Origin of the sequence: Paenibacillus sp. FSL k6-2145 (genome assembly GCF_037976585.1) — a bacterium.
Lineage (GTDB): Bacteria > Bacillota > Bacilli > Paenibacillales > Paenibacillaceae > Paenibacillus.
In genome coordinates, this window is the sequence record NZ_CP150267.1 from 1,879,998 (window position 1) to 1,905,319 (window position 25,322).

Annotated in this window: 25 protein-coding genes; 8 read left to right on the forward strand and 17 right to left on the reverse strand. The window is 46.4% G+C overall.

The window, feature by feature from the left end; translation table 11 throughout:
* Positions 1–13 precede the first annotated feature (13 nt).
* A complete protein-coding gene (locus NZ043_RS08240) occupies positions 14–931 on the reverse strand; it encodes an ABC transporter permease subunit (protein WP_240768206.1) in 918 nt (305 codons plus the stop codon).
* 355 nt (positions 932–1,286) lie between these two features.
* Positions 1,287–2,090 (reverse strand): helix-turn-helix domain-containing protein, encoded by an 804-nt coding sequence (locus NZ043_RS08245; protein WP_339311402.1) that lies wholly within the window; start codon positions 2,088–2,090, stop codon positions 1,287–1,289.
* Positions 2,091–2,207: 117 nt separating this feature from the next.
* Between NZ043_RS08245 and NZ043_RS08250 the strand changes: the two genes are divergently transcribed.
* A complete protein-coding gene (locus NZ043_RS08250; protein WP_133386298.1) occupies positions 2,208–3,431 on the forward strand; it encodes an MFS transporter in 1,224 nt (407 codons plus the stop codon).
* A 78-nt stretch (positions 3,432–3,509) separates the two neighbouring features.
* Entirely contained in the window at positions 3,510–4,292 is a 783-nt protein-coding gene (locus NZ043_RS08255; RefSeq protein ID WP_339311405.1) for an ABC transporter ATP-binding protein, read from the forward strand.
* 199 nt (positions 4,293–4,491) lie between these two features.
* On the opposite strand, the gene NZ043_RS08260 is transcribed toward NZ043_RS08255, so the two are convergent.
* From NZ043_RS08260 to NZ043_RS08280, 5 genes are all read right to left on the reverse strand, one after another.
* A complete protein-coding gene (locus tag NZ043_RS08260) occupies positions 4,492–5,220 on the reverse strand; it encodes a class I SAM-dependent methyltransferase (RefSeq protein WP_339311407.1) in 729 nt (242 codons plus the stop codon).
* 146 nt (positions 5,221–5,366) lie between these two features.
* Complete coding sequence (locus NZ043_RS08265) at positions 5,367–6,662, reverse strand: glycosyltransferase (RefSeq protein WP_036612238.1); 1,296 nt, start codon at positions 6,660–6,662, stop codon at positions 5,367–5,369.
* 160 nt (positions 6,663–6,822) lie between these two features.
* A complete protein-coding gene (locus tag NZ043_RS08270; RefSeq protein WP_133386301.1) occupies positions 6,823–7,698 on the reverse strand; it encodes a diguanylate cyclase in 876 nt (291 codons plus the stop codon).
* A 112-nt stretch (positions 7,699–7,810) separates the two neighbouring features.
* Positions 7,811–8,920 (reverse strand): glycosyl hydrolase family 8, encoded by a 1,110-nt coding sequence (locus tag NZ043_RS08275; RefSeq protein WP_133386302.1) that lies wholly within the window; start codon positions 8,918–8,920, stop codon positions 7,811–7,813.
* Positions 8,921–9,021: 101 nt separating this feature from the next.
* Positions 9,022–9,462 (reverse strand): MarR family transcriptional regulator, encoded by a 441-nt coding sequence (locus NZ043_RS08280; protein WP_133386437.1) that lies wholly within the window; start codon positions 9,460–9,462, stop codon positions 9,022–9,024.
* Between the two features lie 212 nt (positions 9,463–9,674).
* On the opposite strand from NZ043_RS08280, the gene NZ043_RS08285 reads away from it, so the two are divergent.
* On the forward strand, positions 9,675–10,115 hold the full coding sequence (locus tag NZ043_RS08285) for a GNAT family N-acetyltransferase (RefSeq protein ID WP_133386303.1): 441 nt from the start codon (positions 9,675–9,677) through the stop codon (positions 10,113–10,115).
* Positions 10,116–10,282: 167 nt separating this feature from the next.
* On the opposite strand, the gene rlmN is transcribed toward NZ043_RS08285, so the two are convergent.
* The 3 genes from rlmN to greA form a co-directional block, all read right to left on the reverse strand.
* The gene (gene rlmN / locus NZ043_RS08290; protein ID WP_076329217.1) at positions 10,283–11,377 is read right to left on the reverse strand and encodes a 23S rRNA (adenine(2503)-C(2))-methyltransferase RlmN; all 1,095 of its coding nucleotides are present in this window, start codon (positions 11,375–11,377) and stop codon (positions 10,283–10,285) included.
* A 178-nt stretch (positions 11,378–11,555) separates the two neighbouring features.
* The gene (locus tag NZ043_RS08295) at positions 11,556–12,911 is read right to left on the reverse strand and encodes a sodium-dependent transporter (protein WP_091035609.1); all 1,356 of its coding nucleotides are present in this window, start codon (positions 12,909–12,911) and stop codon (positions 11,556–11,558) included.
* 283 nt (positions 12,912–13,194) lie between these two features.
* Positions 13,195–13,671, reverse strand: coding sequence for a transcription elongation factor GreA (gene greA, locus NZ043_RS08300; protein ID WP_062836673.1), 477 nt, complete (start codon positions 13,669–13,671; stop codon positions 13,195–13,197).
* Between the two features lie 288 nt (positions 13,672–13,959).
* Between greA and NZ043_RS08305 the strand changes: the two genes are divergently transcribed.
* Positions 13,960–14,832, forward strand: a complete 873-nt coding sequence (locus NZ043_RS08305; protein WP_339311412.1) for an arylamine N-acetyltransferase — start codon at positions 13,960–13,962, stop codon at positions 14,830–14,832.
* A 160-nt stretch (positions 14,833–14,992) separates the two neighbouring features.
* Entirely contained in the window at positions 14,993–15,679 is a 687-nt protein-coding gene (locus NZ043_RS08310) for a 4'-phosphopantetheinyl transferase superfamily protein (protein WP_133386305.1), read from the forward strand.
* A gap of 166 nt (positions 15,680–15,845) precedes the next feature.
* Here NZ043_RS08310 and NZ043_RS08315 read toward each other — a convergent pair whose 3' ends face one another.
* A complete protein-coding gene (locus NZ043_RS08315; RefSeq protein WP_339312696.1) occupies positions 15,846–16,592 on the reverse strand; it encodes a Bax inhibitor-1/YccA family protein in 747 nt (248 codons plus the stop codon).
* Between the two features lie 207 nt (positions 16,593–16,799).
* Entirely contained in the window at positions 16,800–17,156 is a 357-nt protein-coding gene (locus NZ043_RS08320; protein ID WP_076213814.1) for a nucleotide excision repair endonuclease, read from the reverse strand.
* 673 nt (positions 17,157–17,829) lie between these two features.
* Between NZ043_RS08320 and NZ043_RS08325 the strand changes: the two genes are divergently transcribed.
* The 3 genes from NZ043_RS08325 to NZ043_RS08335 are packed head-to-tail and all read left to right on the forward strand — an operon-like array spanning position 17,830 to position 20,669.
* Positions 17,830–19,281 (forward strand): PLP-dependent aminotransferase family protein, encoded by a 1,452-nt coding sequence (locus NZ043_RS08325; RefSeq protein WP_249913064.1) that lies wholly within the window; start codon positions 17,830–17,832, stop codon positions 19,279–19,281.
* 12 nt (positions 19,282–19,293) lie between these two features.
* A complete protein-coding gene (locus tag NZ043_RS08330; protein ID WP_339311415.1) occupies positions 19,294–20,214 on the forward strand; it encodes a D-alanine--D-alanine ligase in 921 nt (306 codons plus the stop codon).
* Positions 20,211–20,669, forward strand: a complete 459-nt coding sequence (locus NZ043_RS08335) for a GNAT family N-acetyltransferase (protein ID WP_339311416.1) — start codon at positions 20,211–20,213, stop codon at positions 20,667–20,669. The genes NZ043_RS08330 and NZ043_RS08335 overlap by 4 nt, the downstream gene beginning before the upstream one ends.
* A 125-nt stretch (positions 20,670–20,794) precedes the next feature.
* On the opposite strand, the gene NZ043_RS08340 is transcribed toward NZ043_RS08335, so the two are convergent.
* The 5 genes from NZ043_RS08340 to NZ043_RS08360 form a co-directional block, all read right to left on the reverse strand.
* On the reverse strand, positions 20,795–21,400 hold the full coding sequence (locus tag NZ043_RS08340) for an SDR family oxidoreductase (RefSeq protein ID WP_339312698.1): 606 nt from the start codon (positions 21,398–21,400) through the stop codon (positions 20,795–20,797).
* Positions 21,394–21,579 (reverse strand): SDR family NAD(P)-dependent oxidoreductase, encoded by a 186-nt coding sequence (locus NZ043_RS08345; protein ID WP_339311418.1) that lies wholly within the window; start codon positions 21,577–21,579, stop codon positions 21,394–21,396. The genes NZ043_RS08340 and NZ043_RS08345 overlap by 7 nt, the downstream gene beginning before the upstream one ends.
* A gap of 143 nt (positions 21,580–21,722) precedes the next feature.
* On the reverse strand, positions 21,723–23,186 hold the full coding sequence (locus tag NZ043_RS08350) for a GNAT family N-acetyltransferase (RefSeq protein ID WP_339311420.1): 1,464 nt from the start codon (positions 23,184–23,186) through the stop codon (positions 21,723–21,725).
* Positions 23,187–23,429: 243 nt separating this feature from the next.
* Positions 23,430–24,887, reverse strand: a complete 1,458-nt coding sequence (locus tag NZ043_RS08355) for a copper amine oxidase N-terminal domain-containing protein (RefSeq protein ID WP_339311422.1) — start codon at positions 24,885–24,887, stop codon at positions 23,430–23,432.
* A 259-nt stretch (positions 24,888–25,146) separates the two neighbouring features.
* On the reverse strand, positions 25,147–25,275 hold the full coding sequence (locus tag NZ043_RS08360; protein ID WP_017691584.1) for a hypothetical protein: 129 nt from the start codon (positions 25,273–25,275) through the stop codon (positions 25,147–25,149).
* Between the last annotated feature and the right edge of the window lie 47 nt (positions 25,276–25,322).

A 25,322-nucleotide genomic window follows, 5' to 3' on the forward strand; every position in this document is an offset into this window, starting at 1 on the left:
CCGGGTTATAGTCTTACCAGAGTGACATCTTGGTCAGGCGGCGGGTCATGGAATTGGCAGCAAACACAAGGACAAAGGTGATAACGGAGTTGAACAAGCCGACCGCTGTGGCGAAGCCGTAATTCTGGCCCTCAATCCCCATCCGGTATACATAGGTGGACAGGACATCCGCCGTTTCGTAGGTGGCTCCGTTGTAGAGCAGATATACTTTCTCGAAACCTACACTCATAATGCCGCCAAGCGACAGAAGCAGAAGAATGACAATGGTTGGTTTGATACTGGGAAGGGTCAGGTGCCATAGCTCCTGGAATTTGTTGACGCCGTCGATTTTGCCGGAATCATACATCTCGGGGTCGATCCCCATAATGGCTGCAATGTAGATGATGGAGCTGAAGCCAAAGCTCTGCCAGATGTCGGAACTGGTGAAGATGGTGCGGAACCAGCTGGCATCCATCATGAAGTTCACTTTTTCCATGCCAAGACTCGCGATGAGGGTGTTCACAATACCGTCTGTTGGTGAAAGGAAGTTAATAATCATGCCGGCTACAACAACAGTGGAGATGAAGTGAGGAAGGTACGTAACGGTCTGGGCAAATCGCTTGAATGTCCGGTTCTTGATCTCTACGATGCAGACAGCGAATAAAATCGGAATAGAGAAACCAAACAGGAGTGGCAGGAAGGCAAGCAGAAATGTGTTACGCAGCAGTCGCCAGAAGTAAATGGAATTCACAAACTGTTCGAACCAGCGCAGTCCCACCCACTCCCCGCTGAGCATGCCCTGCCCCGGCAAGAAATTACGAAATGCCAACAGCACGCCAGGCATCGGAAGGTACATAAAAATGAGATAATACAGAAAGATAGGCGAAAACATCAGCAGCAAATACTTATCCCGTCTGATCAGGCTGAACAGCGTGGACATGCGTTTTTTCAACGTGAAACACTCCCCTTCGCTACATAATTACAACGTTTGAATTTTTAAATAAAAAAGAACTGTCATTTCACTGACGTATTTGTTATTCATCTCATTCACATTTTGTAACAACCTATATTATTCTGCGTACTAACGAGATAATTACTTGAAATAGTCCTCCTCACACCATAGTTCTGTCTTTGTAATAATTTTCAAAACCATAATTACAACGTTGTAATTTTAACTTAAATGTATACGCTTACATAAACTTTTTCCCATCTTAGCAAAGTCTCCATCGTTTGGCAACAACAAAAATCAGTGTCATGTTATAACATTCAAAATACAGTCTCGCATATGCGAGACTGCCCGTTAAAATCTACACGTGATTCCGATATTCCATCGGTGTCATATCATACACTCGCTGAAAGGCTCTGTAAAACTGACTGACGCTGGAAAACCCCAGTTCATAACTGATTGTGGTTACTGAATCCGTTGTATGGCGAAGCCTCTTGGACGCTTCTTCTACGCGCAAATTCAGCAAATATTGATACGGTGTTGTTCCCGTAAGAGCCTTGAAAGAACGCATAAAATGATACCGGCTCTGATGCGCGACCATCGCCATCGAATCAATATCCATTGGACCTGTGTAGGCACTGTGAATGTAATCCAGCACTCGTTGGAGATGAGGATCAATGAATGTACCGGGATTTACAGTCCTTTTTCCATTTTCCTGCCCCGTCAACACACGTCTTAGATACGTCTCGATCGCCAGTTCTGTTTCCTGCACTTGCAGCATTTCGGGCACATCATCTAACAAAATGGAATTCCAGCCACGAAACAGACTGCTGATCTCAGCAGGATCAAATGTCTGGGTAGGTCGAAACTCAGCTCGTTCCCCACTTAACTCCGCACCTTCGAAACTGCCTAATGGCGGTTTACGGAACTTGATCACAATGACAACCGAATCCGACCCTATCTCAAAATAATGCTCAGTCTGGGGATGAGCAATAATCCCTATGCCTGCTTTTAGCGGGTATGCCTGCCGTTCCTGTACCAGATGACATTGGCCTCTGACCGGCAGCGTTAGCTGATACCAGTCGTCATGTACATGCGGCTCATTTGCAAACCCTCCGGTAGCTTTCCATAATTCCAACCCATTTAGTGTCATGTTTAATTCCATCGTTTGCTCACCTGCTGACATTATAGCAAATTGTGCTCACTTTCCAAGCACTTTTCACAAAGACACGATCTGCCCCCATCTTTTATCATTGAAAAAAATAATTCGAGGTGATCTCCCATGGCTCAGGCCACTTTAAGCAAAATGCAAATCAACTCCTCCGCCAATTGGGCACTTGCCGGAGTCAGCTTCGCCCATCTGCTAAATGATGCGATGCAGACAGTCGTTCCGTCTGCATTCCCGCTATTCCAGCAGACCATGCAGCTCAGTTTCGCCCAGATGGGCTGGATTGCCTTCACCCTGAATATTACCGCATCCGTCCTTCAGCCACTGGTCGGTTATATGTCAGACCGCAAGCCAATGCCGATCCTGCTTCCCGGAGGTATGTTATTCTCCCTGATCGGTGTTCTCGGCTTAGCCTTGTCTTCCGAGTTATGGATGCTGCTTGTTGCGGCAGCATTGATTGGCATAGGCTCATCCATCCTCCACCCCGAATCCTCACGCGTGGCTCATATGGCAGCCGGTCGTGGACGTGGAATGGCGCAGTCGATCTTCCAGGTGGGAGGCAACACAGGACAGGCTATTGCTCCATTACTGGTCGCCTTCATCCTGCTGCCACATGGGCAGCGTAGTTTTCTATGGCTGATGGGCTTTGCCCTGATCGGTATCTTCATTCAGTCTTTTGTCAGTCGTTGGTACAGAGACAAGCTTGCCGAGACTCGCATTCGTCAGCAACAGCCTCTAAAATCAAGCGGCGCAGAGCCAGTAACTCGGCCTGTGAGCAGAGGATTCATCGCTTTTACCATGGGTATCCTCATCCTGCTGCTGTTCTCCAAATTCGTATATATTGCAGGCATGACCGGGTACTACGCCTTCTATTACGCCGATGCATATAACTTGCCTCTCTCCCAGGCACAGATCTGTCTGTTTATTTTGCAATTTGCAGGTATGGTCGGAACCTTGCTCGGCGGCCCACTCGCTGACCGCTACGGACGCAAACCGATGATCTGGTTCTCCATTGCAGGCACTGCACCGTTTTCCCTGTTGCTACCTTATGCGGGACCCGTCTTGTCCATGGTATTATGCGGAATGATTGGACTCATCCTGATGTCCGGCTTCAGCGTCATCATTGTTTATGCGCAGGAATTGCTTCCTCGTCATATTGGAACGGTATCCGGATTGTTTTTTGGCCTATCGTTCGGCATGGCTGGACTTGGCTCGGTTGTGCTGGGGTCCTTAATTGACGTGACCAGCATTGCGTTTGTTATCAAGTTATGTTCGTTTTTGCCACTGCTTGGTGTGTGTGCTGTATTTCTGCGCAAGGACCAACCAAGAACAGCGTGATAACCGTTGAAACCTCTTTCGTTTTGTGACTACAATACACCTAGGACACTCGAGGATAACAGAAGGAAGGAATAACGCATGATTATTGATGTACAACATGTCACTTGGAAAAGGGGACCACTTACCCTGCTGAACGATGTGAGCTGGCAGGTTAAGGATGGTGAACACTGGGCGTTGCTTGGCCTGAATGGCTCCGGCAAAACAACACTCTTGAACATGATCACCGGGTATCTCTGGCCGACCGAAGGCAAGATATCCGTGTTAGGCCATGAATATGGTGATGTGGATCTGAGGCAGCTCCGCAAATCCATCGGCTGGGTCAGTTCGTCTCTGCAAGAGAAATTGTACGGTACGGATCGCACACAGTATGTCGTGATCAGTGGCAAACACGCCACCATTGGCTTGTATGACAAGCTATCGGAGGATGATCTGGAACAGGCAAAACAATTGATGCAAACGCTGGGCTGTCAGCACCTGTGGGATCGGGAATATCGTACCTGTTCTCAAGGGGAGAAACAGAAACTTCTTATTGCCCGAGCACTCATGGCCAATCCGCGCGTACTTATTCTGGACGAGCCTTGCAATGGACTGGATCTGTTCTCAAGAGAGCGATTGCTGGACAGCATTCGTGAATTATCACAGCGTCCAGACACCCCTTCACTCATCTACGTCACCCACCATACCGAGGAAATATTGCCAGTGTTCGGTCACAGCCTCTTGCTACGTAGAGGTGAAATCGTGAATAGCGGATTAACTAGTGAACTGATGAACACGGAAGTGCTGAGCAACTTCTTCGAGGCACCTGTGGAAGTTGATCGACACGGGGAACGTGTGTATGTTAGAGCTGCGGCGGATTCATAATCGCATGGTTATACACAGCAAACGTAACATAGGTGAAGAAACTTAACAGTAAAAGCCCAATATCTTATCCACATGTGGATAGATTTCGGGCTTTTAACTGCTATATCTAGTGTTATCCACCGTTTTCTGTGTAGAACTTTCTAATTTATGAGTATAACTTAGTTATGTCCTTCTATTTATCTATACGCTTTATCACTATCTATTTCCGGGCAGCCAGGAACAGGAACAATGGAATACGCTGCCTGCGCAGATAGGTTTCCTCGTTTACAAAATAAGCACGTTGTGGTGCCGACTCGCGTAAATGTTCTACATGGAACCCTGCCCGCTGCAGTGCCATAAAGTACGATTCAATGGACCGATGCATCTTTTTCACAGAACCACCCAGCCATTGCTGCTCCCGAAATCCTTCCACAAAATACTGATCAACCACCCAATCCGTTCGCGTCCCGGAAGGTTGCAGTGTGGATGTGATCACAGGATGTTCTACCGAGAATATGAATGTGCCATTTTCATTTAACGTGTTATATATCTTGTGGAACAGGCTCTCCACATCCTCGATATAGTGAATAGCCAGTCGGGATATAACCAGATCGTATGTACCTGCCGGATAGGTCCAGTCTTCCATGAATGCCTGTTCAATCTGTGCATTCGTGCCTTTAACCGATTCGTTAGCTGCCCGCACCATATTCAGTGAACCTTCAACTCCCGTGTAAGTTGTACCCTCTTGACCAGAACGGAGCAATTCTACGCCAAACCTCGCATCCCCGCAGCCAAGATCCAGTATGCTCTTGCCCGCAACGTCTCCGATCAGCTCTAGCATAACGGGTTTCTCTAACGTATCATTGGCATTCTCCTGCCACTGGCGGCGTTCCATATACTTCTCAAAGTTTTCCTCATTATCGTAAAACTCAGGTCCCCTGTAGCCCATTCCACACGCCTCCGTTTCCTTTATGCAACGTTCAATATGTACAGCCTGAAAGAGTATACATAATGCCAACCAATCTTTCCATAGTAAAAAAGACTGCCTTCTGAACGAATCCAGAAAACAGCCCTTCGTTTATAAGTTGATGTTTCTCAGCCAAAACGCTGCGTTTTGTACCATTTGGTTTCTCTCCGGAATAGCTTATCTCCAATAAGCGAGATAAATGCTTTGACGGATATGACCAGAAATAACTGGGCATATGTGAAATAGGAGAGGCAGGCCACAATAAAATTCTGCGTATTGCTTTGCCCAATGTCTGCTGAGAGTGCGAGATTAATTTGTAGTACATAAATGTAGTACATTAATGCCCATGCTATTACGAGATACACGTAAACATCCCCTGAGAACTGGAAGGGAGAAATGACATTCGGATTAAATAATGCAATAACCTGATACACTAGATTCGAGACAAAAATAATATCCGATACAATAATAGCGATCATAAACCAGAAATAACTTGCAGCATAGTACAGAACATGCAGTTTAATTCTCCAGCTAGTACGGTCAAATAAATGCTTCACATTGTCGATAACAACCTGGTAATTTCCCTTGGACCAGCGCTGGCGCTGTTTCATATATACCGATAATTGCTCAGGTTCCTGCTGGTAAGCCTCTGCTTGTGGCGCTAATGCAATAAGCTGACCCCGAGTAAGAATATCAAACGACACGGCCGTATCTTCCGTGATCGCATCAGGGTCCCATCCACCAATCTCACGGATCAGTGCTGCCTTGATAATATAGTTCGTACCAGGAATCGTGCCCAGTTTGAATAACTCCCATAGCCCCGTATGGTGAACACGTTGGACCGTTACAAGTTCCAGATTAATGCAACGGGAGAGAAAATTCTGACCCCGATTACGAGCTTTGTTTCGACCAAATACAGCACCATACTTCTCCGGGTTTTCCAATGCTTTTTGTGTCAAAAACATTAATGCATTCCGCTCAGGCGCCGCATCTGCGTCATAGATACATATCCATTCTCCCCACGCCAGTTCAAGGCCATCATTCAAAGCTCCCGACTTCCCACCTGTACCGGTACGCTCCAGAATGGTAAAGTCACGATCTGCATAACTCGTCTTGGCCTTGAGTTCCTTCAGGCGCTCTGCTGTATTATCTGTACAATTATCTGCAATAACAATAACTTGAACTTTATGCTCAGGGTAGTTCAGACGCAATATATGCTCAACGGTAGACACGATAACTACCCCTTCATTATGCGCAGGCACCATGACAGTCACAGTGGGGTAATCATCCATACTTTCAGGAATTTGAATTCCCTTTTTTTCTTGTTTGTTAATGAAACGGATAGCTCCAGCCATAATGACAATCGACTCGGTGACGGATATCCAAATACTGAGGATGGACATCAACAGCAGGAAATCAGCCATTCAATTTCCTCCGATCATATTTCCTGTTAATTTTCCCTCGAAAACGAAGAGTCGCAAAGGTTAATATAAGAATCGTAATGGCAAAGAAACTGCTAACTACAATACATAATGGAACAAACCATGTTAAATAATTCACAGAAATACTCCTCCCCCATAGCATCTAGATGTATTCACCAATGAGATCTGTCTCTGTGTTCCGTTCCAGTGCCGCAATAACAGCATCGATATCCTCATACTTACTGAATTGTTCCTTCTGGAATACCAGTGCACCCGATCGAATAACCGTCTGCAACTCATTTCCCTTTTTATCGATGATTTGCAGATCCATCATGGCTTTTTTGATCCGTTGTGTCAGGATGGGCAAGTACTCCACATTGGTCATTGGACAGATAATCACAAAACGTCCTCGATCCACAAAAAATTTATAATCCTCAAACCGAATCTGCTTCTGTATGGTAGTGGATAGTTCAAGAAGGAACTGTGCATAACGTAGGGAACCGAGAGATTCCAGTACCAACGGCAAAAACTCGATCTTGAACATCGCCATGCTGAATCCATATTGCTCCGAATAACGTCTGGCTAGATTACTTTGCTTAACAAGCGTATCCGCAAGTGCATCCTTATTGCCCAGAGAGGTATCCAGATCAATCTCCGGATTACGCTCCTGAAGCTCCTGCAGACGCTCCATGACACGCGCATTGCGCACAAGACTTGCCTTGATAAAAGCAGCCACAGCCACATTGGCTGGAATGAGCAGCCACCAAGAGAACGTAAGTACACTTACATCCGCGTAGGTAACAAGCCATACAAAATAAGAGACCAGATAGATAAATCCGGCGACGACAGATACCCCGACAGGTATCACAAAACCCAGGATCAGCGCTGCAAGCGACACAATGCTAAACACCACATCCAGTGTAGTATAACTCTGATTCATATAAATCTTAAGATAGACAACGAGCTGCTGGATTACGGCTAATCCAATCAAACTCGCATATCCCCATGCAATACGAAGGATGGGTGCTTTATTCCTCATAGGTTTCTTCTCTCCAGTAGATTGGTTAGTGATATTTCGAGTAAACAATATATGACATGAATAGACAAACATTATGTTAACACATAGTTGAATATATTAAACGACATTTTTATTACTTTTTAAGTAACTTTTGTAATTCAGTCTCCCCAAGCAAAGGAAACAGGTTATCAAACATATGTGTGTTTCCACTAAATACATATCCGCCTGGATAACTGGCATCCAGACTACGCATGCTGATCATATGCTTATACAGCTGTTTCGCCCATTTTGGATCACCTGATTGAACTGCAAGCAGTATCGCGAGTCCATATACGGATGGAGATTGGTAAGATACCGCAGGTGTGCGAGTACTACGCTTATATTGTCCCGGCAGCTGATGACGGGTATTGAATTCTTTTTTCAAAAAAGCAATGAGCTTGTCCGGTTTGCGGCTGGTCGCAGTTAGATGGTTCGCTACGATCAGCTGATCAATCAGATTCACTGTGTCATCATATGTATACTCTTTCGTCCCCACATTGAATGTTTTCGGATAAAATATCCCGTCATCCGGCATACTCTTCAACATGGATTCGTACTTGGCATATGTGCCCGGCTCCAGCATTTCATGCTTCTCCATTAATTGGAGAGACGGTAGATCCACATAAACCAGGCTTAACATATCCGCGGAGTAACCGTTGCCAAAATCGTGAAAATCAACATAATATCCTTTATTCTGAACCGACTGCGTCAGTGTACGGGAAATATCCGAGGCCGTTGCCAGTTTGGCTTCTCTTCCCTGTTGCCATTGATCTGCTGCCTTTAATAAGGCACCTACAATTCGGAAATCATCACCGAGCGCGTTAGTGGTCACGTGAGATTTTCCCTCAGCATCCAGCTTCCAGGCAATATATTTTTGCGGCATGAGGAAATAGGTCGTCAGCAGCTCATAGCTTTGCTCAAATAACGCCTGATCGTTCTTGGCTACAGCATATTGCATCCAAAGACCAAGTGATTCAGATAAAACCTCTCTGCCTGCTACGATATCCGCTTTTTCGGATGTGGCATCCTGCAAATAGGACGCAAGTAAACCATTGGGATTGGTCATATGATCTTGGACAAAGGATACTGTAGGGGATAATTCATTCATCACGAACCGCTCCTTCATGAAAATAATGAACGCTGCTGCAATACTGACCACCAATATGACCAACCACGTTACTGTTTTCCGGTTCATTCTCTTCATGATTCCCTCCTGTATTTTTGCTATTGTGAGATAATGACTCTGCTCCTTGAGATCGGTTCGGCTAGGGTCTGGGATGTAGGGGTCAAGGATAGAGGTATTGTTCATTCTAAGATATCCATGTAGGACCGCCGTCCGCCCTTTTTGACAAATTTCCAGTCTACCTCGATGTTGTGGCGCATTCGGCGGAGAAGCTTAACCGCGGTCTCTATATCTTCATCCGTAAAGCCGTCCAGCGTCACCTGGTCGGAATGCTCGCCCTCTTTACGAATGAATTCCCATGCTTTCAGGCCAGCTTCTGTCGGATATAACAACTTGTTCTTCTTATTGTCTATTGCCGACTGTTTGACAATAAATCCATCGGATTCGAGTTTGCTAATCGCTCTGGCCGCTGTCGTTCGATCTACTTTGATTAGTTCAGCCAGCTGGTTGGGAATAATGCCCGGATTCTCACATATGCGATAAAGATACAGATATTGGCCTCGGGACAAGTTCAGATGTTGAAATTCGACATTGCTGATCGAATCCAGACAGCGGGCAATCATGCCAATTTCACGCAACACTTCTTTTTTATCAGTCAATGCGCTCACGCCCTTTTATAAAATTGTTGCATTCACAACATAAATAGTGATATAACTACAGTTAAATTGGATTAAATTTTAACCAAGATACTCACATGGAACGGCTGCAATGATTATGCTATATACCAGTTTATCATGCCCGGATATGATTACTATCGTCCAAAGGAGAAACATTCATGAATACAAAGATTGTTGAAGTTAATAATCAGGAATTGCTCGATGCCTGCTTCGCCATTCGAACTGCTATTTTTGTCGAAGAACAAGGCGTACCCGCAGCGGATGAATTCGATGCTTATGATACATTAGACGCGGAGGCACGCCACATTCTGCTCTACGTAGACGGTGTGCCTGCTGCTTCCTCCAGACTGCGCATTGTGGAACAGGTCGCCAAATTGGAACGGATCTGCGTCATGCTCGATTACCGCAAACACGGCCTGGGCCGTGTGCTGATCGACAAGCTGGAGCAGATGGCTGTTGCCGAAGGACTTGAGAAAGCGAAGCTGCATGCACAGGTACAAGCTTCCGGGTTCTACGAACGTCTCGGATATGCACCCGCTTCGGAAGTATTTATGGAAGACGGCATCCCCCATCTGATGATGACCAAAAAACTGAAATAATGAAACTCCAAAAAACGCCTCCGTTATCACTTCTCAGTGATATACAGAGGCGTTTTGCATTAAGACCAGGCAACGCATTCGCAACCCAACAACGGTAAATGGCACGTAGAGGCACCTACTAGAGCAACCAAGTATCCTAACTTTACTTGCCAGCTCCGCGTTGTGTCTTATCCCAATGCCAGACGGTCTGGCTCAGATTCGGCAGCGTTGTTCTTCATTTGTTTACTGCGCAGCTGTCCGCAAGCAGCATCGATATCCGTACCATGTTCCATACGTACAGTGGAGTTGATGTTGTTCTTTTTGAGCGTATCATAGAAACCCAGAATCGATTCTTCTGTACTCCGTTGATACTGACTGTGCTCATCCACCGGGTTGTATGGGATCAGATTCACACTGACCATACTTCTGCGACTGGACAACAGTTCAGCCAACTCCGCGGCATGCTCACGTTGATCGTTAACATCACGTAACAGAATGTACTCAAACATGATGCGTTTGTTCGTTGTAGCCAGATAATAATCCACTGCATCCATCAATTGCTCAATCGGGAAAGCCCGGTTGATCTTCATGATGTGTGTACGCAGTTCATTATTAGGTGCATGCAGAGAGATTGCCAGGTTAACTTGCAGACTGCTGTCTGCAAATTCCTTGATTTTGTCCGGAAGGCCACTCGTGGATACAGTAATCCGTTTGGCGGCAAGTGCCAGTCCTTTACGATCCTTGATGACTTCGATGAAATCACTCATGTGCTGGAAGTTGTCGAATGGTTCGCCAATCCCCATCACCACCACGTTGGTCACCCGCTCGTCTTGACCGGCTGCATCCAAATGTCGCTGCACATGCATAATCTGTTCCACAATCTCGCCAGCGGTCAGGTCTCGGCTCTTCTTGATCAGACCGCTCGCACAGAAGCTACAGCCAATGTTACAGCCCACTTGTGTGGTCACACAGACGGTAAGCCCGTATTTTTGCCGCATCAATACTGTCTCAATCAGGTTGCCGTCCTGCATCCGAAGCAAAAACTTCACGGTACCATCTGCCGATTCCTGCTTCACATGTTCGCTAAGAGAGTTCATGGTGAAATGTTCGGAAAGTACATCCAGACATTCTTGACGGACGTCGGACATTGCCGGAAAATCGTGTACACGCTCCTGATATAACCACTCCCAGATCCGGGATGCACGGGATTTCTTCTGCCCATGCTCCGGCAGCCAGGAACGTAATTGCTCTAATGTTAATCCATATATGGATGATTTGTTCATTGTATAATCCTCTTTTCGCAAAAAAGCATATGGCTTATCGGTCCTACCCAAAAAACCTCTACTCCGTATTGTCCCAAAATTGACGAGGGAAAACAAGGGCTTTTGCATTTCTTCCAAGAGGTTTTATCCATGGTAAATCTGCACAACAGACCATATTTAACCCTTCGGGCCTTCACCATTAGAAGTGAATGATACCGGATGTGTGCAGTAGAACCAGCAGAACCAGGATCGGAGCTACGTAACGCAGCATGAACAGCCACACCCGGAACCATCCGGAACGCAGGCCGGAAGCTTCCGCAGCCGTTTTCCAGAAGTACCCGGCAAAAATCGTCACAAGCAATCCACCTACAGGCAGCAGGATGTTGGATGCTACAAAGTCCATCCAGTCGAACACACTCTTCGATCCAATCGTCCATTCAGGCTGCAAGCCGAGCGACAATACCGAAGGAAGTCCCACGATGAATACCGCTAGCGAAATAACCCATACCGCACGACTGCGGCTCCAGGACAAACGTTCCATGAAATATTTCACCGGAACTTCCAGCAAGGATACTGCTGACGTCAATGCCGCAATAGCCAACAGGATGAAGAACAGTCCGCCAAACAAGAAGCCAAGTGGCATCGCCGAGAAGGCCGCCGGAAGTGCCACAAAGATCAGTGACGGTCCTTGGTCCGGTGCAATACCAAATGAGAATGTTGTTGGGAAGATGATCAGACCCGCAATGAATGCATAGATCAGGTCACCTGCACCGACGGCGACAGTTGCCGCACCGAGGGATTGATTTTTATCTACATACGAACCGTAGGTTACAAGAATACCCATCCCCAGTGACAGGGAGAAGAAGGCATGTCCAAGCGCAACCAGTGCGGATTCCGTTGTAAGCTGTGAGAAGTCCGGATTCAGGAAGAAGGATACCCCAGCTCCTGCACCCGGCAATGTAACTGCACGAATCATCAGGATAATGAGCAGTACCAACATCGCTGGAATCAGTACCTTGTTAAACTTCTCGATTCCGTTAGATACGCCTTTGGCAACAATCCAGCCTGTGATCAGAACTGAAACCAGTTGCCACACGATCGGCATATAACCGCCTATGAAGGAATTGAACTGTCCCGCATAATCCGGATTGTTGAACAATGTTCCACTGAATGACGTAATTGCATATTGCAATGTCCAGCCCGCAATAATGACATAAAAGGACAGGATGATAAACGGCGTCAATACTTGCAGCAATCCGGCTGCGAGCCAGCCCTTATGTCCACCTGCTTTGATAAAAGCCGTAGCTGCACTACCTCTGCCACTGCGACCAATCGCAAGTTCAGCCAGGAGCACCGGCAGACCAATCAGCAGCAAACAGACGATGAAGAGCAGGAAAAACGCAGCCCCTCCGTTCTCACCCGTAATGTACGGGAATTTCCACATGTTGCCCAGACCAACCGAACTACCAATGGCCGCCAGGATAAATCCAGCTTGGGAGAAACGTTCTCCTTTGCCAGCGTTGTCTTGATCTAGATTAGGCTTACTAAAATTCATCGTATCTACTCCATCACTTTAAAGTTTTCCCGTAATTATATACTACTCACCTTGTCAGGTCATTCGAAATTCGAAATTTGTCGAAATGTTATTTTTTTACATATAAAACACACGGAAATCTTCATCTCATAAGTTCCTTAAACACAGTATGTGATAAAGTCCGTTAGTCCAACCGTATGAAGTTTCAACAAATCCCTATTCCCAACCGTTCAAAGCCCAATAGAATCAAAAAGAGGTGTCCCCTCAGCCACTTGGATGACTGGGGAGCACCTCTCTTTTTGAATTACACTTTGATTTGAAGTAACTCGTACTTGATAACGCCCATCGGAGCATTGACATGAATGACGCTGCCCACTTCTTTGCCCATCAATTCCTTGCCCAGCGGGCTCTCGTACGAAATTTTATTATCCGCAACATCGGCCTCGGCAGGGCCAACCACTTTATATTCAATCTTCTCGGCGAACTCAATGTCATTAAGCAACACCGTCGATCCAATGCTCACTTTGTTGGAGTCTATATTGTCTGAAGAGATGACTCTTGCTTTTGTCAACATCTTCTCCAGAATCAAAATCCGTGTCTCCATAAAGGCCTGATCATCTTTGGCTGAATGATACTCACTATTTTCCTTCAGGTCACCGTAACTGATCGCAAGTTTCAGACGCTCAGCCAGTTCCTTACGCTTCACCGTCTTCAAATCCCTCAGTTCGTCCTCCAGCTTTTCCAAGCCTTCCTGTGTCAAAATCACTTCATCATTAGCCATTTTTCCATCTCCTAATCCTGCTATCTATCTATATTCTAACCTATATCCACTCCAAAGGGTTAGCATACCCCAGAAAAAGAAATAGCTCATCCATATATTGTATTTCAATGACATCAAAACCATGTCTATCTCTTGAGATGATTTTCAAGGTTATCCTATGAATTGTACCGATACAATCTACTCAACTGATCATGTTGTTTTCACCCGTTGAATTTTACAATGAACTCAGGGCAGCAGAAGTTTTATAACCATCGCCTGCAGTCCACTATATGACGTGAGGTGATCTGAATGAACGTTACACTAAATACAGCTGAAATACAGGCCTATCTGAAACGGATCGGCATAGATCATATAAAGGAACCTACATTGGAATTCTTATTTGAACTCCAGCGAGCACATGTCCAATATTTATCCTGGCAAACGGTCGATATTTTTGCAGGTCGTCCTGCGGGAATCAGTCTTCAAGAATCGATTCAACTTATATTACAGGGACGTAGTGGCTACTGCTTTCATCTAAATGGTGCATTTAGTGTTCTTCTCCGCTCGCTGGGTTATACGGTTGATTGGCATCGCGGGGGAGTACAGCCTCATGGGGAACAACCCTGTGTGAACTCATTCCATCTCGGTCTGTCCGTCCTTCTGCCGGATGCTGACCCGACAGTTGAGCGCTGGATTGTAGATGTAGGTCTGGGCGGAATGCCCTTTGAACCTCTGCCACTTCGTTATGGAACCTATGGTTCAGCTCCGTTCACGTACCAATTGATGCCATCATCTGTTGTGGCTGGGGGATGGCGGCTTGAGTACGAGCCAAATGGGCCAAGTGCAGGAGTCGACTATGCTCCCGAGGTAGTCCACGATCTGGGGGAGTTCATTCCCAAACATGAATTCTACAGTCAAACGGTCGAATCACCTTGGCATAACGCATTTTTGCTTCGTCAGCGGAATGAAATCCGCAGTAATGAACTACGTGGATGTATGCTTCGAACTCATGATATCGAAGGAATCCGGAAAACGGAGATCCGGAATTATACCGAGTGGCGCAACGTATTAACTGAAATATTCCATGAACCCTTGGTGAACTACAGCGAACTGGAATGCCAAGAGATGTGGGAGCGAGTGCAGTCTGCGCATATAGAATGGAAACGAGTACAGGAAGCATGAAGAGGAAGATGCAGAACCTGAGGCCTTAACATGAAAAGCGAGACAACCGGCTTGCTTGTTAGGGGCATCCGTATAGTGATGATTTGGGAGGAAGAGTTGAGGGGACGTTCCATATAAAGGGAAGTTACTGAACTGCGCCGAATACGTATTCAGGTGATAAATGATGATAACTATTCGTGTGCTCCAAGTTCCAGAAGTATTGCCCGAGGCGTACTGGAACCACTTTTTGTCGCAAGTTTCTGCCGAGCGACGTGCTCAGGCTTCGCGTTTTGTGCGTCAGGCTGACGCGTATCGCTCCGTGCTGGGCGAGATATTGACTCGCGTATCTTTGAGCAAATTAACTGGACTGAGACCTGCTGAGCTTTCTTTTTCCCGTAATTCCTACGGCAAACCTTCGCTCAATCACCATTCGGATGTACAATTCAACGTCTCCCATTCTGGTGATTGGATTGCTCTGATCTCTGGCAGTACAGATGAACTGGGCGTAGATGTGGAAAAAATAGCTCCAATTGACATGCAGATTGCAGAGCGTTTCTTCTCTCCTAAGGAGAGCCAGTTCTTGGCTGCCGAGCCTGACGATCGGTGGCTGGAAACCTTCTACCGTCTATGGACGCTGAAGGAAAGTTATATCAAGGCAGTCGGTATCGGCTTGTCCATGCCACTGGATTCCTTCGCCATCCTTCCCAATGAGCGGGAAGATTGGCATTGCAGACAGGCCGGGACATATCTCTTTCTCAGTCAGCGACTAGATGAAGGACATATGCTTGCGGCATGTTCGGCTGGGGGAGAGCTTCCGAGCCAGCCCGAGGTCATTACCTTGGAGGATCTATATACAGAGTTAGTCTAGGTAGTGCTGGGCCTCAACGAGTTGGAATCAGTTGAATTTTGTAAGAGACCGCCATTAAGAAAATCCTGCTAAGGCTAATCAAAAAAGCTAACGACGTGAGTAACACGCGTTAGCTTTTTAGCTTTAAATCCACACTCCGTTTACGTCTCTGACGTATTGAATAAGACTAATCCCGGCTCCGCAATTTGCCAAGCAAACGGATAATCTCAATGTACAGCCATACCAGTGTTACCATCAATCCAAATGCACCGTACCACTCCATGTACTTGGGCGCACCACTTTCAGCACCACCCTCGATGAAGTCGAAATCAAGGACCAGATTGAGGGCAGCCACAATGACGATAACGACCGAAATACCAATGCCGATCAAGCTGTTATCATGCAGATAAGGAATCGAAATTCCGAAGAAACTCAGTACAAAGCTCAGCAGATACATGATCATGATACCGCCAGTTGCAGCCACGACCCCAAGCTTGAAGTTCTCCGTAGCTTTGATCAATCTGGTTTTGTATGCCACCAGCAGGGCGATGAATACAGCCATGGTCAACAGAGCCGCCTGCAAGGTAATTCCGTTATACAGTGACTCATAGGTTGCTGAGAGTGCGCCTAGGAATAGCCCTTCTGCCACGGCATAGACGGGTACTAGATACGGTGCCGCTACTGGTTTGAATGAAATGACAAGTGCCAGAATGAAACCAACGATTAATCCGCCATAAGCGAGCGGCATCACTTGTTGTCCGTTAAAGAACATCATCCATGTTGCAAACGCACTGCCCAGCAGAATCACCAGCGTAATAAACGCTTTGTTCACCGTGCCGTTGATCGTCATGTAATTCTGATACCGATCTTCTCCATATCCTCTGTTTTCAAACGTGCTGTCTTTAAGAGTAGGGTTACCGCTACGACCGATCAACACAATCACCTCTTCATATGTATTTGGTATATCTGTGATACTAAGCTTGGGTTTACTACGTTTCAATTCTACAAGCTACTCCCTCGAAAAGATCGGGATGGCACCAGCAGGAATCGGATGCAATCCTTCGATTACACCCTTACCCACTGGCGCAACATTTAGGACATATGTCCCAGACATTGCATGTTCATGTGCTTTTTAAGCGTCTTATTTGTACAAGACTTTATCTACATTGTATTTCGCACGCATCGTGTTGATGATATACGTCTCGTAAATTTCACGATCTACCGGATCTTCAACCAGGCATACTTCAATCTTTGTTACTTCCTCGCGGTGATTCTTAATTGGTGATACCGTGTCTTCAAAATGCTTTTTGATACGTGGTCTTAATTTACGTGCTTTCCCGACAAATAACAATTCTCCAGCGGCATTGTAAAACATGAAAATCCCGCCTAGTTCCCGGGTAATCAGGTGAAAATCAGTAAATCCATAAATGTGGCTAAGCTGTGGATCAACCTGCTTTGTGATGGTTACATCCGGTGTTGGCACAGTAATATTAATCAATAGGCTCACTTCCTCATTATCTATAGGTTTACATCCTATCACATATTATAAAGGGACACCATTTCAATCTATATGAAGTACAATTCACGCAATTTTCGCTATTACGACAAATATTTCAAAAAAAAGGTTAACTTCCCTGATTCAAAGTGGTACTATAGGGGTATGAGGAAGAAATTGGGCACTGAGACATACGTCTTTATATCTACCTCCGTCTATTGTACCCTATGATTGAATATCTTTTTCATGCTGAATTCTGTTATGTGATCACGACAAGAGTACAGTTAGCAAGAACCCTAGCTTATAGATTGTGGATTCATCATCTAATCGACCCTTGCAGCAAGCAAACCTAGAAAGACCTAGATTCATGATTCACTGTAGATTTTAAGTATCACCTAGAAAGCCTGCAATTATAGTCGTACTGAAGTTAATAGACACACGTAGAAGGTCAGATAGCTATCGATCCTAGAGAGACTAGTCATGCAATACAACTGTAGAAATTATAGCAGCAGTACTATAGAAAATGGATCAAGTTTCACCACCAGGCCCCGGCATACTGCCAGGGCTTTTTTGCGTTTGTGCGAACAACCAACCACACGCTCAGGGAAACAGAGGTATCGTGGTTCTTTCTGCTGGGTTTATAATATGGCAAGATACCAGTAGAGGGAGTGATGGGATGTATTCCGATCTGAAATTGACGGAGGACCGCCCTGTATATATACAAGTTAAAGATTATATGAAGCGATTGATGCTCAAAGGCGGCCTGCAAGCCAAACAAAAGCTGCCCTCGACCCGTGAACTCAGTACACTCATGAAGGTTAGTCGCAGCACGGTCCTGCTCGCTTATGCCGAGCTTGAAGATGAAGGGCTGATCTATGCAGTCAAAGGCAAGGGCAATTACGTCAGTGCCTCCATCGAAACACCTGAGGCAGCAGCAAGCTGGAAACTGGACTGGACGACAGAGGTAAGCGAGTATGCCATTCAGGCAGAGCAGTACGATCTGATGAAACATGGCTCCGGAGCAGAGCGCGGGGAGATATCGTTTACCAGCATAGCACCGGATGAAAAGCTGTTTGATCTGCACAACGTGAAAAGGGCTTTTCTGGATCGCATGTCACTTGAAGGCGAAGTACTGCTAAATTACGGATATGCGCAAGGATACAGACCGCTGATGAACTATTTACTACGTTATATGGAGAACAAAGGTGTTGACCTCCGTGGCAAGGACATCCTGATCACCAACGGATTCACGGAAGGTTTCGATCTGGTGCTTGGAGCGTTGCGCAAAAAAAGCGGAAAAGCGCTCTGCGAGAATCCAACGCACCACACGGCGATTAAAAATCTAAAGTTGCACCAGTTCCACCTGACCGGTGTGAACATGGAGCCGGATGGCTTGGACTTGAAACAACTGGAACATGAACTTGAGGCAAGTCCATATGATCTGGCATATCTCGTGCCCTCCTATCACAATCCAACCGGGATTGTGACGTCCCCTGCAAAACGGGTAGAGATCATCCGGTTGATGAACAAGTATGAGGTACCCATCATTGAGGACGGATTCAATGAAGAATTACGCTATTCCGGTTCCCACGTATCTCCCCTGATTGCCAGCATGGGGAAAGGCAATGGACTGGTGTATCTGGGCAGCTTCTCCAAAGTACTGTTCCCAGGTCTGCGTGTAGGTTGGATTATTGCGGATGCGGCGCTGATTGATTATCTGGAGAGTATGAAACGGGCACGCAGCATCCATACCTCCACGCTGGACCAATCGTTATTGTATCAATATCTGAGCAACGGTAATTTCGAGAAATATTTGAAGCGAGCTCGTACAGAGTATAAGCGAAAATATGAATTGGTTGTGCGTTGCCTGAAGCAGCATCTGCCAATGTGCCGGATTTCCGGTGCGGGTGGTCTGCATCTGTTCGTGCAGTTCCCGTCCGAATACAAAACCCGTGAACTGCTGGCGGCCTGTAAAGTGAAAGGTGTAACGTTCACACCAGGGGATACCTTTTATCTGGAACATGGTCAGGGCGTAAACACGATGCGTCTGGGTTTCTCCAGAGTCAGCGATGAGAATATACGCAAGGGCATTCGCATCATTGGCGAGACAGCAGCTCAAATGAGATAAGGAGGATTTCACATGAAAGTTGGCGTGATTATGGGCGGTACATCTTCAGAGCGGGATATTTCACTGCTCACCGGACAGGAGATGATTGCGAATCTCAATAGAGACAAATACGAGGTTGTGCCCATTGAGCTGAACACCAAGCGCGATCTAATCGACAAGTCAGCGGGGATCGATGTGGCACTGCTTGCCCTGCATGGCAAATACGGCGAAGACGGTACGGTCCAGGGTACATTAGAATCTCTGGGTATTCCCTACACAGGCTGTGGTGTGCTTGCAAGCAGTGTATGCATGGATAAAGACATGTCCAAACAACTCATGCAGCATGCAGGTGTGCTTACCGGAGAATGGCTACGGGTGAGCCATATGGAGGAACTGTCCTCTATTGCTGTTCAACAATTAACGTACCCCGTGGTGGTCAAACCGAATTCAGGCGGTTCCAGTATCGGTACCCAAGTGGTGAAGGAAGCTTCCGCCCTGCCCGCTGCTGTAGAGGCTGCCCTCGCCTGGGATGATACGGTCATGATTGAACAGTATATCGAAGGTGAGGAGATTACCTGTGCCATTCTGGATGGTAAGATGTTGCCGGTGATCTCCATTCGTTCGAACGCTGAGTTTTTTGACTATGCTTCCAAATACGATGACCACGGGGCCGATGAGCAGGTTGTGCAATTGCCTTTGGACCTTCACCATCGCGTTGAAGCCGCGGCGTTGGCCTGCTATCAGGTGCTCAAATGCAGCGTCTACGCTCGCGTGGATATGATGATTCGGGAAGGCATGCCGTATGTGCTTGAAGTGAACACGCTGCCGGGTCTTACCCGTAACAGTCTGCTGCCCAAAAGTGCAGCTGCTGCAGGCATTACTTTTGCAGAGCTGCTGGATACCATTATTGAACTTTCATTGAAGGAAAGACCCAAGGAGGATACAACATTATGAGCCTGGATGTAACGATTAGACATAGCTCCCCTACCGATCTGCAAGATATGGTCATTCTGATGGACCAACTTGGTTATCCCACCACGTACGCCGAGATGGAAGAGCGCTATACCCATATCTCTGCGGACGCAAACTTTACTACACTGGTTGCTGAAGCACGAGGCCGCGTAGTTGGACTGATCGGATTACAGACGTCTTATCTATATGAAAAGAACGGAAGACACTGCCGTATCTTGGCATTGGTTGTACACGACCAGTTCAGGGGCTCAGGCATCGGTCGTCAGCTCATTCTTGAAGCTGAGCAATGGGCAGCCACGCATAACGTGGATTCCTTGTCTCTGAACAGTGGCAATCGCCCAGAACGTGAAGCTGCACATGAATTCTATCGCCAGATGGGCTTTACAGCCGGGAGTACCGGATTTAGCAAAAAGCTACAGATTCTACAGCACACTTAACCTGAGGATGATGTGCTATTTCAAATTTCACACCAAAAAGAACGCCCTACTCCGCACATTGGCGGAAACGGGCGTTCTTCAGTATATATCTATGTCGCATTGATGTGCTGTTGATGATTATGGGATCAATATTTGGCTGACTGCGCACCATCAATTGGAATAATAGCTCCATTGATAAACGGTGCTTCGCCAGACAGCAGGAAGGCAACGAGGCGCCCTACTTCCTTCGGTTCACCCAAGCGCTTCGCTGGGTTGTCCTTCACGAACTCTTTGGATGCTGACTCCCAGTCATCTGGATTGATCTGTTTGAACGAACCGATGACCATATCTGTCAGAATGGCTCCAGGTGCAATTGCATTAATGCTGATCCCGTGCTCGGCGTATTCAATCGCCGCATCTTTGGTCATGCCGGCTACGGCATGTTTACTCGCTCCATAGGCAATCTGGTTTGGCACGGCGCGAATGCCACCGACAGAGGACGTGTTGACGATGTAGCCTTCGCCCTGTTTCTTCATCACAGGCAAGACGTGCTTCAACCCGTAAAATACACCCTTCAGATTGATATCGATAACTTTATTGAACATCTCCGTCTCGTAGTTCTCGATCAGGTTTTGCTTGCCTTCAATGCCTGCATTGTTGAAAAATGCATCGATACGTCCAAACTCATTGACCGTATCGCTAACATACTTCTTCACAGCTTCTTCGTCCGATACGTCACCTTCAATTAGCAGAAATTCGCATGCTGTACCTCTTCCGAGATCACACGCTTGGTCTCTTCCAGCGCCTTCATGTTCACATCCACTAGGGTAAGCTTAGCCCCTTCACGTGCAACTTCCACAGCAGCTGATCGTCCAAGACCGGAGCCACCACCTGTAATCAGGACCACTTTACCCGCAAATCGTTCAGTCATAATTCATAGACCTCCCTTTGCGTTTTTGACATCCTCCATACGTAAATACCCATTTCTTCATTTGCTCTAATCTAACGGGGATCTGTTACAACCAGCATCTCAACCGGATTAGTATGCTTCCGTATTCGCCCTGCCATTCGTCCTCAGGACTTCATAGCCTCATAGGCTGCAAGTAATTCCTCTACTTCTATTCCATTGATCTTCATCCCGTTCACTTGACACTGTTCCAACTGCACTCCAGATAGATCGCAATCGATAAAGCGACTTCCCCCAAGATCACAATGCGCCCAATGCATGGGTACACGGTCAGATCCAAGATGTGTATCCTGGAATTGAACGCCATCCAAAGCACAGAATTCAACCTTGCTATCGGTTAGGCGTAAATCAGCTAGCAATATATTGGTCATATTTAGATTGGTAAATTTGCTTCCACTCAGGTTGCAGTCGGTAATCCGACTATTGGTCAGATTACTGGTGCTGTAACGGACTGAGTCCAGATTAGCTTGAACATATTCAACCACTGACTCACCCGAGTCCATGGATAATGCCACGTCACATGTTGGATCAAAAGGATCAATTGACATGTTCTTCTCATATCCAAACTCATCCTCAGATGCATAGATACAAACATATCCCATTTTTTCGTAAAAATGATGATTATCCTGCTGCCGACCTGAGGTCTCCAGCTTCCAGATTTCAATCTGCGGAAATTCAGTCTCAATAAGCCTCATGACTTGAGTTCCCACGCCACGTCCCTGGCATACGGGATCAATATAGATCTTATCAATCCTGGCATGTTTTCGTCCAAGCACGTTAACACTCACTCCGCCAATAACACATCCATCTGACTCTACAACATAATAATCCCATTCACGGATCACGTAACGATGCATTCGAACTGACGAATAATCAGGCGGGCATAGATTGCTATCGATATCCTTCTCATTATCCGCCCAGACTTTTATGACATGATCAAAAGCACGAGTGCAAATCTCTGTAAGTACAACAGCATCTTCCTGCTGTGCTCGTCGTAAGCGAACTGTACAATGCATCTGCTTCAATTGCGCTGGTTCGGACTTTACTTTGAGCAGTTCAAAATAATCGTAGCACTCCTGGCCTATAAGCATTCTGCGAGAGATATAACGAAAACCTGTATGCTCCAGAACTTTGCGTGACGGCTGGTTGTGCGGCTTCACAATGCCCACGATTCGATCCAGCAAGGTATGCTCAAATACATATGCTGTTAGCGCCTGCACAGCCTCTGTGATGTATCCTTTATTCCGGTAATCCCGTGAGATGGCGTAAGCCACTTCACGGTCAGCCCGAACCAGCATGTCATTCGGAAACACACCACACCAACCAATGATACGCTGATCTTTATTGTGTACAACGGCAAGCAGGATGCGTACATCTTCCGGGTTGAACTGTTCGTAACTGCCAACGACAAATTGTAAAAATTCGCGCAACTGCTCCTCGGTCATCTTCCAATCTGGCAGGACATCTGTGATTTCAGGTTGTTGGGTTAATGCATACACGGCAGCCTGATCTTCAAGCGTAAATGGACGCAACGTAACGGAGTTGGAATGGATGAACAATTGACTTTTCATATACAACACCTCTGGGGATTTATTTAGGATGACACAACAAAGAGGAGCACCTCCAATAGAGGCACTCCCCGATCCGTTTCATCATTTCAGAAACGCCGAAGCTCCTCGTAATGGGTCAAAAGGACACACGTATCCCGTTCATGGTCTAACGGAATTTTTGCGGTGTTCTTTTCACGATCATTACGAGAAATCTGGCATACTCTGAAATCCCCTCTCATGCTAAGGACTACTTCAACGTCTCACTTAAGGACGGTCAATGTAAATCCAGCCTGTTTCTTGTTCCTTATCTACAGTAGCTCCAAGGGATTCAGCCACAAAGCGCAGCGGCACATACGTCTTGCCGTCCTTGCCTACATAGGCGGATTCCACCATAGTTACTTCTTTACCAGCAACGGTTGCCTTCTTGGAACCTACGGTTAGGACAATCTCATCACCAGTGATGTCGTCAATGACAACGATCTGGTTCGAGCCTTTGGTCCATTTCACTTCAGCATCCAATTCTTCAGACACGTAGCGAAGCGGAACAAATGTTGTATTCTTAACCGTGATCGCCCCAGCGTATTCATCATCCGGGAAGAGCACTACACTTTTACTCGTGATCCCAGCTTCATCTTTCAGCAATTGGTATGCCAATGAATTGGAATCAAAATTGCGCAGCATCTGTCCAGGCGTAATATCATCCTTCATCAGATCCATAACGCCGCCTGATACATCCACTTCATCAACTGCAACTGTGCCACCGATATTCCACTGTTCACTGTCTCCACTTACGGTTACGGAGTTCACCGGCAGATCTTCGGAAGCCGGCAGCGCTACTTTCAGTTCAAAGTTTTGCTTGCGAATATCCAGCTTGCTGTCGAGATAAAAATCCAATTTCAGTTTGGTTTCTGTGCCAAATACCGTTTTGAATTCAGGGGTCTCATTCAACAGGTTGTTCAGCTCCTGATCATAATTGACCAGCATGCTGTCCAGTCCTACTTTGATGATGGCATACAGTGACGCAACGGCTTCATCTTTCGATTCAGGAACGATCGAATTCAGCGTTTCATCTCCCCCGCCTTCAACCTCATTCACAGCTTCCAGTACAGGGTAGAACACATCGTACAGATCGCCAATCAGCTCTTTCAGTCCTTGCTCATCCTTCGAAATACTCGTCAGGAACGGTTTAACCATAGCAAGCATCTCTTCACCACTAACTTCCAGATGCAGCTTGGAGAGGCTAAGCGCTTCGCCATTCACGGATTCCTGTACCGGTGTTACGGAGATGTTCTTCGGATTGGACAGATGCTTCAGGACAAAAGAGAACAGTTTCGGGGAAATTTCCTCGAGTTGTTTCTCCAGAGCCTTCGTATCTACCATTGGAAGAGCCTGTGCATCTTGGAGCGTATCCAGAGATATGTACAGCGGTTTCTGGGCTCCGTCCAGATCAATGACCAATTGGGACTCATTCATGGACAGGTGGAAAGGTAACTTCGTTCCCTCCATGCTCAGTGTACCTTTGATCGATGCTGTCTTCGCATCTTTCATTTTGGCTTGATCAATATCCAGGGATATGGAGTTAATAAGTTCGATCATTTCAAGGTCTTTTTCTGTAGCAAATTCCTTAGCCGGTTCTATGTTTATATTCATGGATTGTCTGGATTCACCGGACTTGATACTCGCGCCATTGGCCATTGCTTTGCCAACGTCTACTCCACCCACAGCCTGACATCCTGTAAGAACAACCATTAAAAGTACTAGTGGCACTGCCATCCATTGGACTAACTTCCGATTCGTAATATGAACTCCTCCTTAGAAAAATATGGTTCATTTCCATTATGAAGGTATAGGTAATTCTTGTAAACGGATACGCAAAAAAATAAACCAAAAGGCCGGAACATGTCCGACCTCTGGTCTATCTATATTTCAGCATATCGTATGTTTCGATAAAACATCCTGCTTCATTATGCAATGCTGGGAGTTATTCTTGCTCCTGATCTTCAGCGAGTTTCTCATCCGTTTCTTCATCTTCCGCAGTTGCGGGAGTCTCGAATTGATCCGGCTCGTCCTCTTGAATTGCTTTGTTCTCTTCGTTCTGATCCTGTGTCATATCGCATTCCCTCTCTTCTACCGGATTGTCATGTCATCAAGACCTGA